General features: G+C 34.0%; 11 protein-coding genes. 10 read left to right on the forward strand and 1 reads right to left on the reverse strand.

The annotated features are described in order from the left end of the window. Nucleotide 1: 1 nt before the first annotated feature. Nucleotides 2-2,440: a glycoside hydrolase family 2 protein gene (locus ACFQ0I_RS07535; RefSeq protein ID WP_379940889.1), complete on the forward strand. Its 2,439-nt coding sequence runs from the start codon at nt 2-4 to the stop codon at nt 2,438-2,440. 33 nt (nt 2,441-2,473) lie between these two features. On the opposite strand, the gene ACFQ0I_RS07540 is transcribed toward ACFQ0I_RS07535, so the two are convergent. Beyond that, complete coding sequence (locus ACFQ0I_RS07540) at nt 2,474-3,529, reverse strand: substrate-binding domain-containing protein (RefSeq protein WP_379940890.1); 1,056 nt, start codon at nt 3,527-3,529, stop codon at nt 2,474-2,476. A gap of 190 nt (nt 3,530-3,719) precedes the next feature. Between ACFQ0I_RS07540 and ACFQ0I_RS07545 the strand changes: the two genes are divergently transcribed. The 9 genes from ACFQ0I_RS07545 to ACFQ0I_RS07585 all read left to right on the forward strand — a co-directional run bounded on the left by ACFQ0I_RS07545 (nt 3,720) and on the right by ACFQ0I_RS07585 (nt 13,104). Then, on the forward strand, nt 3,720-4,547 hold the full coding sequence (locus ACFQ0I_RS07545; protein ID WP_379940891.1) for an SDR family oxidoreductase: 828 nt from the start codon (nt 3,720-3,722) through the stop codon (nt 4,545-4,547). Nucleotides 4,548-4,567: 20 nt separating this feature from the next. Next, nucleotides 4,568-5,746, forward strand: a complete 1,179-nt coding sequence (gene uxuA / locus ACFQ0I_RS07550) for a mannonate dehydratase (RefSeq protein WP_379940893.1) — start codon at nt 4,568-4,570, stop codon at nt 5,744-5,746. A 14-nt stretch (nt 5,747-5,760) separates the two neighbouring features. Beyond that, the gene (gene kduI, locus ACFQ0I_RS07555; RefSeq protein WP_379940895.1) at nt 5,761-6,600 is read left to right on the forward strand and encodes a 5-dehydro-4-deoxy-D-glucuronate isomerase; all 840 of its coding nucleotides are present in this window, start codon (nt 5,761-5,763) and stop codon (nt 6,598-6,600) included. 18 nt (nt 6,601-6,618) lie between these two features. Next, complete coding sequence (locus ACFQ0I_RS07560) at nt 6,619-7,410, forward strand: gluconate 5-dehydrogenase (RefSeq protein ID WP_379940896.1); 792 nt, start codon at nt 6,619-6,621, stop codon at nt 7,408-7,410. A 4-nt stretch (nt 7,411-7,414) separates the two neighbouring features. Continuing rightward, on the forward strand, nt 7,415-7,537 hold the full coding sequence (locus ACFQ0I_RS07565) for a hypothetical protein (protein WP_379940897.1): 123 nt from the start codon (nt 7,415-7,417) through the stop codon (nt 7,535-7,537). A gap of 9 nt (nt 7,538-7,546) precedes the next feature. Then, on the forward strand, nt 7,547-8,950 hold the full coding sequence (gene uxaC / locus ACFQ0I_RS07570) for a glucuronate isomerase (protein WP_379940898.1): 1,404 nt from the start codon (nt 7,547-7,549) through the stop codon (nt 8,948-8,950). Nucleotides 8,951-8,983: 33 nt separating this feature from the next. Then, nucleotides 8,984-10,285, forward strand: a complete 1,302-nt coding sequence (locus ACFQ0I_RS07575) for an MFS transporter (RefSeq protein WP_379940899.1) — start codon at nt 8,984-8,986, stop codon at nt 10,283-10,285. Between the two features lie 473 nt (nt 10,286-10,758). Further along, nucleotides 10,759-12,435 (forward strand): tetratricopeptide repeat-containing sensor histidine kinase, encoded by a 1,677-nt coding sequence (locus ACFQ0I_RS07580; protein ID WP_379940901.1) that lies wholly within the window; start codon nt 10,759-10,761, stop codon nt 12,433-12,435. Between the two features lie 3 nt (nt 12,436-12,438). Next, a complete protein-coding gene (locus ACFQ0I_RS07585; RefSeq protein WP_379940903.1) occupies nt 12,439-13,104 on the forward strand; it encodes a response regulator transcription factor in 666 nt (221 codons plus the stop codon). Nucleotides 13,105-13,513 lie beyond the last annotated feature (409 nt).

Consider the following 13,513-nt stretch of genomic DNA (forward strand, 5'->3'; position numbering starts at 1 on the left):
CATGAAAAAATCAATTACCAACTTAAACTATTTATTATGCATTGTTAGCATAATGCTATGTGCAGAATTTCTTTTTGCTTTTAATGTATCAAATCAATCGCCGTTAAGAACAAAAGTTAATATTAATAGCAATTGGCTGTATGCTGAATATAATACGAATTCCATTACTGAATTGGCCGCATTTCACGCTTGGAAATCGATTGATTTACCACACACCTGGAACAATGAAGATGTTACCGATTTAATTCCTGGTTACCGAAGAAGCGCGAGTTGGTATAAAAGAGAATTAGCTATAAATTCAATGGTTGAAGATCAAAAATATATACTGTATTTTGAAGGCTCTAATATTACAACAAAAGTGTTTGTAAACGGTAAAGAAGCGGGCACGCACGTAGGGGGTTATATAGGTTTTGAAATTGATATTACCAACTTTATAAAAACAGGGACTAATGAAGTTTTAGTGCGCGTAGATAATAGTTTCAATCCAGAAATTATTCCTTCTCAGCAAAGCGATTTTTTTATTTATGGAGGCATCACCAGAGATGTTTGGTTAGTTACAAAACCAAAATTTCACATCGCTTCAATTCAAATTACCACGCCCAAAGTATCACAAAAAAATGCCAGTTTAGCAATTAACATAATTTTAGAAAATTTAGAAACCACTTCCAATGTTCAATTAAAAGCTGAGGTGTTTAATCCACTGGGAAAAAAAGTGGCTACTAAGGTGGTTTCAATAAATAGCCAAGAAACACTTATCACTTTCAATAACATAAAGAATCCTGAATTATGGGATACCAAAAGCCCTAATCTCTACACGGTCTCGGTAGAATTAATAAAAAATAAACAGATTACCGATAAATTATCGGATAGAATTGGGTTTCGCTGGTTCGAATTTAAAGACCACGGACCATTTTATCTCAACGGAAAGCGTTTGCTTTTAAGAGGAACACACAGACATGAGGAACATGCTGGAGTTGGAGCAGCCATGAGTAACCAGCAGCACAGAGCAGACATGGAATCCATAAAAGAAATGGGCGCTAATTTTGTGCGTTTGGCGCATTATCCGCAAGATCCTGAAATTTATAAAGCTTGCGATGAGTTGGGTTTATTGGTATGGGATGAAATTCCCTGGTGTCGTGGTGGCGTTGGTAACGACGTTTGGAAGACCAACACCAAAAATCAACTTAAAGAAATGATAGCTCAAAATTACAATCGTCCAAGTATCATTATTTGGTCGTTAGGTAATGAAATGTACTGGTTGCCAGATTTTGAAAGAGGCGATGATATTGAAAAAATGAATGCTTTTTTAACCGAGTTGAATACGTTGACTCATCAATTAGATCCTTCACGCAAAACAGCCATTCGAAAGTATTATGAAGGCGCCCATATTGTTGATGTTTTTTCGCCTAGTATTTGGTCTGGGTGGTATTCAGGCAGTTATAAAAGTTATCAAAAGGCTATTGATACCTACAAGAAAGAATACAAACATTTTTTACATGCCGAATATGGTGGTTCGAGTCATGTTGGGCGTCATACAGAAAACCCGATTACAGGAGAAGGTCAGATTCAATCTGAAGGATGGGAAGAAGCTATTGTGCAAACAAAAGTGGCGAATATTGCACAAATAGGGGATTGGAGCGAAAATTATATCGTCGATTTATTTGATTGGCATTTAAGAATATCAGAAACCAATCCAACATTCGTCGGTAATGTTCAATGGGCGTTTAAGGATTTTGGAACGCCATTGCGACCAGAAAATGATATCCCGTATATGAATCAAAAAGGTTTGGTAGATCGTGCTGGAAAGCCAAAAGATGCTTATTATGTGTTTAAAAGTTATTGGGCAGAAAAACCATTTACCTATATAGAATCTCACACCTGGACCGAACGCCAAGGGCCAGAAAACATCCCGCGAACACTAAGTGTATATAGTAATTGCAGCAAAGTTTCATTATATCATAACGGAACTTTATTGGGTGAAAAGCAAAAAGATATTTCAAAATTTCCTGCATCGGGTTTAACCTGGGATGTAACCTTTAAAGAAGGTGAAAACACATTGATGGCTATTGGAGTTACAAACACAGGAGAAAAAGTTTCGGATACCTTAATAGTAAATTATCGATTCGAAAAGCATGATACAGCTGCTGCTCTGAAATTATCTTCAAAAAAATTAAATAATGGCAATTATTTAGTAAAAGCCACAGCAGTGGACGATAAGGGTTTAAGGTGCTTAGACTATGAGAAAAAAGTATATTTTCAGTGTTTAGAAGGCGGAGAAACAGTTAAAAATCAAGGTACTCCAACGGGAAGCGAAGAAATAGCCATGTCTAATGGTGAGGCGAGTATTGAAGTAAAGCCAAATCAAAAAGGCGGTAAAATAACTATGATGGTTTTAAATCAGAGTTTTAAAGGCACTTATCTCAATTTTATAAGCAATTAGAAGTTAAAATGCGTGTTATTAGTATTCCAGAGCTTATATGTCATGGCGCTCCATGTACATCGCATTTTCTTTAAGCAGTATCTCTATAGGAAGAAATATTTTATTCGTCGGAATTTTGTTTTTCATTAAATAGTCGGTTATAATTCTAATCGATTCGTAACCCTGATCGAATGGTTTTTGAGAAATTAAAAATGAAACCGAATCGTTTAACAAACATTCAATATTTTGAGGCGTATTATCAAAACCAATAAGCTGTAGCTTTTTCAGATAAGAATCGTTTAAACAATCTGCAATCATATAAATTCTACTCGAGGGAACAAATATCCCTTCAATTTCTGGATGGTTTTTTAAAAAATCATTAATTTTTTCTTTTGTTTCTTCTCGGTTACTTAAGTTTTCAATTTTTAAAGTAAACGATTGTGAATTGATATTGTTCTTTAGAAAATAATCATTAAACCCTTCAATTCTTTTAAAAATGGCGTTGTTTTTAGTGATGTTATGCCGTGATTGAATAATTAAAAAACTTGAAGGTTTCGATAGGTTTAAATACATCAGTTTACCTGCAATATAGCCAGCAGTATAAGAATCCTGCCCAATAAACGCCGTGTTGTTAAATCCTTCCAAGTCTACATTTATAAAGAAATACGGAATTTCTAGTTGTTCTAAATTCTTAACAATTTCTTTTGTTTCCTTTAAAAATGTAGGTACTAATAAAACCGCCGATGGCTTCGTTTTTATTAATTTTTTAAACATCGTAATATACGATACCGAATCGTATTGATTATACTTGAAGGTGCTTACTTGTGTACCAAAGTTTTTTACGTCTTCTGTGGCTTTTAAAATTCCCAAATAAGGCGATTTCCAAAATAAATCATCATCATTATAACTGGGAATTAAAGCCGCAATATGAAATTTGTTCTTCAACGCTAACGCACTCGCCACCGGATTCACGCTAAAATTGTATTTTTTAAGAATCGTTCTAATCTTGGCCTCGGTTTTTTTTGAAACGCCACCACGATTATGTAAAACTCTATCCACGGTTCCGTCAGATACGTTTGCTTCTTTGGCTATATCCTTTATAGTAATCATGTAAAAGATGAATAAAACTTAATTAATAAACGGGTCAAATAAAAAGGCATTCAACCGTATTCAATTAATTGATTTTTAATTTTTGACTAATTTATGACAATTTTATGTGTGCGCACACTATTTTTTATTATTTTTGTGTGTGCGCACACGAAAGCGTTCGAAATTATTGATGAATATTAACAACTAAACCATGAGTAAAGTAATTGTATTAACAGGTGCCGGAGGTGTTTTATGTAGCACACTTGCTAAAGCCTTAGCGAAGCAAGGGCATAAAATTGCAGTTCTAGATTTAAAATTGGATGCAGCAGAAAAAGTTGCGAATGAAATAAATAAAGACGGTGGAACAGCAATTGGTGTTGCTGCCAATGTGTTGGAAAAAGCATCTTTAGAAGCTGCCAAAGAAGAAATAAATAAAAAATTAGGAAGCTGTGATATTTTGGTGAATGGAGCAGGAGGGAATCATCCATTAGGAACAACTTCTAATCCGTATTTGGTAGAAGAGGATTTGAAAAACACGACCGAAGGTTTTAAAACGTTTTTCGATTTAGATCCAAAAGGAATTGAGTTCGTATTTAATTTAAATTTTATTGGAACCTTGTTACCAACACAAATTTTCGCCAAAGATATGGTTGGTAAAAAAGGATGCAGTATTTTAAATATTTCGTCCATGAACGCATTTACACCTTTAACAAAAATACCAGCCTATAGTGGTGCAAAAGCAGCGGTTTCAAACTTTACACAATGGTTAGCAGTACACTTTTCAAAAGTAGGTATCCGTGTAAATGCTTTAGCGCCAGGATTTTTCTTAACCGATCAAAATAGAACTTTATTAACAAATGCCGATGGAAGCTTAACACAAAGAGGTCAGCAAATTATCGATCAAACGCCAATGGGACGCTACGGAGTACCAGAAGATTTAATAAGTACTACCTTGTATTTATGCGATGAAGCATCTGCTTTTGTTACAGGTGTTGTAATACCTATTGATGGTGGATTTGCAGCTTATAGTGGTGTTTAATTGATTTAAATAAAAATATTATGGAACAAACATGGCGTTGGTACGGACCAAAAGATCCGGTATCGTTATCAGACATAAAACAAGCGGGTGCAACAGGTGTTGTATCGGCATTACATCATATTCCAAACGGAACCGTTTGGACCGTTGATGAAATTACGAAGCGAAAAGAAATCATTGAAAGCGCAGGACTTACCTGGAGCGTGGTAGAAAGTATTCCGGTGCATGAAAATATTAAAACACGCACGGGCAACTTTCAACAGTATATTGATAACTATAAAAAAAGTATAGAGAATTTAGCGCGTTGCGGAATCAACATTGTATGCTATAATTTCATGCCAGTTTTAGATTGGACACGAACAGATTTAGCATTTGAAGTTTCAGACGGATCAAAAGCACTACGTTTTGATATGACTGCTTTCGCCGCTTTTGAATTGTATTTACTAAAAAGACCAGGAGCAGAAAGTGTGTATTCTGATGCGCAAAAAGCAGAAGCTAAAACTTATGTTGAAAAACTTTCAGAAGAAGAAAAACAAAAGCTTGTCAATAATATAATCGCTGGCTTACCAGGTGCAGAAGAAGGTTATACGCTAGAGCAGTTTCAAACCATATTAGACACCTATTCAAGTATTGATGCGAAAAAGTTAAGAGAAAATTTAGCATCATTTTTAAAAGAAATTATTCCAATCGCAGCTCAAAATGAGGTTTTAATGTGTATCCATCCAGACGATCCACCATATCCTATTTTAGGATTGCCAAGGGTGGTAAGTACCGAAGAAGATTATGCGTATTTATTTTCAGAAGTGCCTAACAGAGCTAATGGTATTACCTTTTGTACAGGGTCTTTAGGTGTTAGAGCCGATAATAATTTGGTGCAAATTTTCAAACGATTTGCAGATAGGGTGCACTTTTTACATTTGAGAAGTACACAGCGTGATGAAAAAGGGAATTTCTACGAAGCCAATCATTTAGAGGGCGATGTAGATATGTTTTCTGTGGTGAAAGAAGTCGTGCTTGAAGAACGAAGAAGAAAAGCGGCAGGAATGAAAGACGCTTTAATACCTATGCGTCCAGATCATGGGCATCAAATGCTTGATGATTTACATAAAAAAACAAATCCAGGATACTCAGGCATTGGCAGATTACGCGGTTTAGCAGAGTTGCGAGGATTAGAGTTCGGTTTAAAAAATGCAATAAATTAAATACATTAAATTTTATGAAAACTTATTATGAAACCCGCTATGCATCAAGTCCGCAAGCAGTAAAACAATACGACACCACACAGTTAAGAGATGAATTCTTAATTGATAATTTAATGAAAGAAGACCAATTGGTTTTAGTTTACACCCATTACGATAGATACATTGCCGGTTCTGCGGTGCCATTATCGCCTATTAAATTAGAAACCATTGATCCATTAAAATCAAATTATTTTTTAGAAAGACGCGAAATAGGTATTATTAATGTAGGCGGAAACGGTTCTGTGGAAGTAGATGGAAAAGTATACCAATTAACATTAAAAGATGCCTTATATATTGGTAGTGGAAACAAAGACGTTATTTTTAAAAGTGATGATAAAAATAATCCGGCTAAATTTTATATAAATTCTGCGCCGGCACATAGAAATTATCCAACAAAAAAAGTAAGTAAATCCGAAGCAAATAAAATAGAATTAGGATCGCTAGAAACAGCAAATCACCGTACAGTTAACCAAATGATTATTGGTGGTATTGTTGATACGTGTCAACTTCAAATGGGAATGACTGAACTTAAAACGGGTAGTGTTTGGAACACAATGCCTGCACATGTTCATGACCGAAGAATGGAGGTGTATTATTATTTAGATATCCCTCAAGACCAAGCCGTTTGTCATTTTATGGGTCAGCCACAAGAGACACGTCATATTTGGATGCAAAACCATCAAGCGGTTATTTCACCACCTTGGTCTATTCATTCAGGTTCTGGAACATCTAACTATACATTCATTTGGGGAATGGCAGGAGAAAATTTAGATTATGGCGACATGGATGTTGCTAAAATTACAGAGTTAAAATAATTTTATTAATAAAATAATATGTCAATTAACTTATTCGATTTAACAGGTAAAATAGCACTGGTAACAGGTAGCACCCATGGTTTGGGAATGGCTATGGCTAAAGGGCTGGGAATGGCAGGAGCCACCATTGTAGTTAATGGAAATTCCTCGCAAGAAAAAATTGATAATGCAGTAGCAGAATATGCTAAAGACGGTATCAAAGCTTTTGGTTCTAAATTTAACGTAGTTAATGAAACTGAAGTTAAAGAAGCCATAGCAGCCATTGAGAAGGAAATAGGATATATTGACATATTAATAAACAATGCGGGTATTATTAAGCGTTCTCCGTTATTAGAAATGGAGGTTGCAGACTTTAAAGAAGTTATAGATATCGATTTGGTTAGTCCGTTTATAGTTTCAAAACATGTTGTAAAACGTATGATTGAACGTGGTGGTGGAAAAATCATTAATATTTGTTCAATGATGAGCGAATTGGGTAGAGATTCTGTAAGCGCGTATGCAGCAGCCAAAGGCGGATTAAAAATGCTAACACAAAGTATGGCCACCGAATGGGCAAAATACAACATTCAAACCAATGGTATTGGACCCGGTTATTTTGCAACAAGTCAAACGGCGCCCATAAGAGTTGATGGGCATCCTTTTAATGAATTTATTATTAGCAGAACACCTGCCGGACGTTGGGGAGACCCAGACGATTTGCAAGGAGCTGCAATATTTTTAAGTTCAAAAGCCAGTGATTTTGTTAACGGACATGTTATTTATGTTGATGGTGGAATTTTAGCTACCATAGGGAAACCATACAACGAATAGTAAAATGAAAAAAGCCCTATACCATTCCAGATTTGTGGTCGAATGGACCGATTTTGATGGATGGTATTATTATACAAATGAAAGGACTTTAAAGCTTATTAATCCAACAAAAACTAACTTAAACTAAAAATTATTTATGAATGCAACACATTTCATAACAGATAATTTCTTGTTGCAATCCGATGTAGCTCAGGTGTTATATCATCAATATGCCAAAGAGTTACCTATTATAGATTACCATAATCACTTGTCTGCAAAAAAAATTGCAGAGAATTTACCGGTTAAAAATATTACCGAAGCATGGTTAAAAGAAGACCATTATAAGTGGCGTGGCATGCGCGCTAATGGTATAAACGAAATATTTATAACTGGAACAGCAACTTCTAACAAAGAAAAATTTATTAAGTGGGCAGAAACTGTTCCATATACTTTGAAAAATCCTCTTTTTCATTGGACACATTTAGAATTAAAACGATATTTTGATATTGATGAGATTCTTCAACCTAGTACAGCCGAAAAAATTTATGAAAAGGCAAATGCGGTTTTAGAACACAAAACACCCGCTCAATTATTAGAGCATATGAAGGTGGAAGTGGTTTGCACTACAGACGACCCAACAGATGATTTAAAATACCATCAACAAATAGCCGACAGCAATTTCAACTTAAAAGTATTACCCACATTTAGAGCAGACGAATTATTCTTTATAAATAAAGACACATATTCTAATTATATCAAGAAGTTGTCTGCCAGGGTGAATTATAATATCAATACCTTAGATGACTTTTTAAAAGCGATAGACGAGCGTATTCATTTTTTTCATAGTCAAGGTTGTAGACTGTCTGATTTTGGAGTAGGCGAAGCATTACGCATAGTAGATTTTAATAGAAATGATATCTCTAAAATTTTTGATAAAAAAATAAAGGGCAGCAACCTTACTAGTGATGAAGTTGATAAATACCGCTCGTTCCTTTTTATCTATTTAGGACAAAAATACCACGAGTTTAATTGGGTGCAACAATATCATTTAGGACCTATTAGAAACAACAATAGCAGATTGGTAAAACAAATTGGTTTAGATGCCGGTTGCGATTCTATCAGCGATTATTCTATGGCAGAATTTATGTCTAGTCTCTTTAATACATTAGATTCTACAAATCAATTAGCAAAAACCATTACCTATAATTTAAACCCAGCGCAAAATGAAGTGTTTGCAACCATGATGGGGAATTTTCAAAATTCTGATGTTCCAGGAAAAATGCAATGGGGTTCCGGATGGTGGTTTTTAGACCAAAAAGATGGTATGGAAAAACAAATTGATTGTTTGTCTAACATGGGCTTATTAAGTCGATTTGTGGGGATGCTTACAGATAGCAGGAGCTTTTTATCGTTTCCAAGACATGAATATTTTAGACGTATTTTATGTAATGTAATAGGAAACGATGTGAAACAAGGTCTTGTGCCAAATGATATTGAATATCTGGGACAAATGGTTCAAAATATTTGTTATTACAATGCCAAAGAATATTTTAAATTTTAATTAAACATAAATACCAATTAAACCGAAATAAATATGATTGAATCAAAAAAAATAGGAAACTACCGATACAGAATATTGGGACTCCTAATGTTTGCAACCACTATTAACTACTTTGATAGAAGTATTATTGGGGTGATGGCACCAACTTTAGAAAAAATGTTTGGATGGTCTAATAGTGACTATGCGAATATTATGATTTCATTTAAAGTAGCTTATGCCATCGGTCTGCTTTCAATGGGAGGCTTAATAGATAAATTGGGTACTAAAAAAGGATACATTTTATCAATCGGAATCTGGAGTGTTTTCGGAATGTTGCATGCGGCGGTTCGACCAGGATTTAGTGTTATAGGCTTTGCTGCCGCCCGATTTGGATTGGGCTTTGGAGAGTCTGGTAACTTTCCTGCAGCCATTAAAACAACTGCGGAATGGTTTCCAAAAAAAGACAGAGCTTTTGCTACGGGACTTTTTAATGCGGCTACCAGTGTAGGAGCTATTGCGGCCCCTTTTGTAGTTGGTTGGATTGTGCATGAAGATGGGAAAAACTGGCAAATACCGTTTTTATTAACAGGTGTGCTTAGTGCCATTTGGGTATTCTTATGGTTTAAAATGTATAAAAAACCAGAAGTGCATCCAAAAGTAACTAAGGAAGAACTTGATTATATACAGAGTGATTCAGTACAAGAGAATGAAGATAAATTACCATGGAAAAGTGTGTTGTTTAAAAGACAAACTTGGGCATTTGCTTTAGCCAAAGTTACAGATGCTGTATGGTGGTTTTATTTATTCTGGGGTGCTAAATTTTTAGCAGATACTTTTAATGTTAATATCCATAATATAGCACTTCCGTTTTTCGTAATTTATATAATGGCCGATGGTGGTAGTATTTTAGGAGGCTATCTTTCTGGTGTTTTTATCAGAAAAGGTTGGTCTATCAATAAAGCTAGAAAAATAACATTATTAATATGTGCTTTAATTATACTTCCTGTAAGTTTTGTAGCCATAACAGAAAGTAAATGGATAGCAATTTTCTTAATTGGTTTAGCGGCCGCGGGTCATCAAGCTTGGTCTGCAAATATTTTTACATTAGCGTCTGATGTATTTCCTAAAAAAGCTACAGCTTCTGTAGTTGGAATAGGAGGTATGGTTGGTGCTGTTGCTGGAATTTTGGCCGATATGGCATTGGGTTCTGTATTAGATCAAGCCGGAAATACTGGTTACTTTTGGGCTTTCTTAATTGCAGGGTCTTGTTACGTAATCATTCTTGGTTTCGTACATTTATTAATGCCGAAAATGACCCCTTTAGATGAAAATTTAAAATTAATTACTGAAAATTAAGTGTGTTAATCCACTAGATTTTATTGTATAATTATAAATACGGATGTTTCTGTATTAAGAGGAGCACATTACAAATTTAAAAACCCAAGAATAATATTCTTGGGTTTTTTTATGCTCAAACTGTAAAGTGTGAGAAGGGGTTCGATTTATCAATTTATAGGAGATTAATAGATTTCTAGACTTTTTACACGGAATAAGATATCTAATTTAGGTTGATAGAAAATGTGAAATAATTTCACATTTTTTGTTGGCAAAAGTCAATTATCTGTCTTTAACTTTTTAGCAGACTTATCTACAAATAAAGCAGGTATAAAAGAGCTATTTAAATTAAAATTGGCTTTCCAAACTTTGTTTTTCGTAGATACATCGATTCCGCTAAGTTCTTAGGTTGTTCAAATTATTTATATAAAAAACTATTAAATTTATCTCATTATATAAGACGCCAAATAAAGTTTAGTTCTTAAATTAGATCAATGAAAAAACTCAAAATTTTACTCTTCTTTTTTGTTATATATTTTCAGGCTTTCGGGATTTCAAAACTTGCTTTAACCCAAGAAAAAGACAGCTTATATTATTACTTTTCAATAGCACAAAAACCAGACTCTGCTTTAAATTTATCAAAAGCGTATCAATTTTTTAACAGGAAAAAAGATGCATTCATAAAAAACCATGACACCATAAATGCGATAAATCATATACGTGGATTAGCCATTGCACAGAATGAATTAGGCGATTATTATGGCTGTGAGACCACTATAGTACTTGGGTTAAAATTATTAAACGGACTAAAAGATTCGAAGTTTACAAATGAAAGTAAGATTGCGTTGTATAATGAACTTGGACGTATTTATATGATTTTATTAAATTACGACGACGCACTCAGCTATTTTGAAAAAAGTTTAAAAATCACCCAAAACCCGATATATATTAATATTATTCAAAATAATATGGCGTTGGTTTATATTGAACAATTAGATTTTATACGCGCCGAAAAACTATTAACCGAAGTCTATAAAAACAGTTTAACACAAAAAGATGCCGAACAAACGGCCAGAGCTCTAGATAACCTTGGTAATGTACAGTCAAAATTATTCAGACCCGTTGCCTTAGATAATTTAAAAAAAGCGTTGAATATGCGACTCGCTATAAAAGACAATTATGGCGTTTATGCAAGTTATAAGAATTTAAAAGAATACTATAAAATTAATAACGACTTAAAAAAAGCATCATTTTACGCCAATAAAGCTTACCAAGCGGCCAAAAACGTTAACAGTGCATCGTATATAGAAGATGCGCTTTCACATATTATTTCATTAAGTTCCGACCCTAAAGTTTTAGAATACAAAAAGGTGAAAGACAGCATTACAAACGCAAAACAACTGGCAGACAATAAATATGCCCTTATAAAATACAATTATTTAAAATCGGAGAATGAAGCTAAGGCAAACGAGTTAAAATATAAGGATAGCCAAATTAAAGAACAAAAAGAACGAGTAAATAAAACAATCTATCAATCGGTCGCAATTATTGGTTTACTACTTACTATTTTTCTGTATTTCATTATAAAATCAAGGCATAAAAAGGAAAAATTACAAGAAGTTTATATTACCGAATCTCGAATATCAAAAAAAGTTCACGATGAAGTTGCCAACGATGTGTATCATATTATGACCAAGCTTCAGGGTGATAACAATGTAAAAGAGCGAATTTTAGATGATTTGGAACAAGTTTATTTAAAAACGAGAGATATTTCAAAAGAAAACAGCATCATCGATGTTCAAGAAAACTACGATGCACTATTAAAAGACTTACTTCAAAGTTATAAAAGCGAATCGATTAACGTTATAACACAGAATATCTCAAAAATTGAATGGAATACGCTGTCCGATTTAAAAAAGATAACCCTGTTTAGAGTCTTGCAAGAGCTCATGACCAACATGCGTAAACACAGTAAGGCATCACTTGTAGCCTTATCTTTTAAAACATCTGGAAACAAAATAACTATAGACTATAAAGATAACGGCGTTGGATGCAACGTAGTTAAACACAATGGTTTGCAAAATGCGGAAAACCGTATGGCATCTATAAACGGAACGATTACTTTTGAATCGGAACCTGGAAATGGGTTTAAAGTTCAAATAACGCTATAACACATGTTTACTAAAGTTTTAATATCTGAAGATATGGAAGACATCAACAAAGGGGTGCATACATCGCTTTGTGAATTAGGTGTTAAAAACATTCAGCACGTACAGTATTGCGACGATGCTTATTTAAAAATTAAAAAGGCTATTTTAGATGATGCACCTTTTCAATTATTAATATCAGACCTTTCTTTTAAATCGGACCATCGCGAACAAAAGTTTCCTTCGGGTGAAGACTTAATAAAAAAATTGAAGGAAGAACACCCTTCGTTAAAAATCATTGTTTATTCTATAGAAGACCGACTTCAAAAAGTAAGGATGTTAATGACAGATTATAGCGTAGATGCATATGTGTGTAAAAGTAGAAGAGGCTTAACCGAATTATCAAAAGCCATTGAATGTGCTTTGCAGGATAAACATTATTTGTCTCCCGAAGTCGCCCAGGCGTTTAGTCCGAACAATAATCTAGAGATAGATGATTTCGATATTCAGTTATTAAGGCAATTATCTATCGGACGTTCTCAGGAAGAAATAAGTAGCTATTTTAAAGAACATAATATTTCTCCAAGCAGCCTGAGTTCTATAGAAAAGCGATTAAACAAATTACGTATTGAATTTAAAGCCAATAATGCCATTCATCTTGTGGCTATCGCTAAAGATTTGGGTTTTATTTAAAATTTCACCTTAATTACGGGAAACAGTAATAAAACATGCTTTAAGTTTAATAACATTGTACTGCTATTAATAATGCTACGTCAACACGTAGAGGGGTTTTCCGAAGAACTCTGTATAAATTTTATACAGAGTTTTTTTTATGTCTTTACGGAACACTGTAGGGTTAAATTGAAAAACGGTTTAGGAAAACTAAACCGTTTTTTTTTGAGTCGTTTAAATTTTGTAGCGAGAGGGGGGCACGATCCCCCGACCTCCGGGTTATGAACTCTAACAGTTATGTGTCAAAACGAATCAAAACACCCTATATAATATTGATTTTTAAGGTTTTGTTATTTCATGGTAGTGTTTGATGACAAATGATATCACCAAATGTTGTACCTATGTTGTACCTGAGATTTGTATGTTTACT

The sequence above is a fragment of the Mariniflexile aquimaris genome (genome assembly GCF_042676825.1).
GTDB lineage: Bacteria > Bacteroidota > Bacteroidia > Flavobacteriales > Flavobacteriaceae > Mariniflexile > Mariniflexile aquimaris.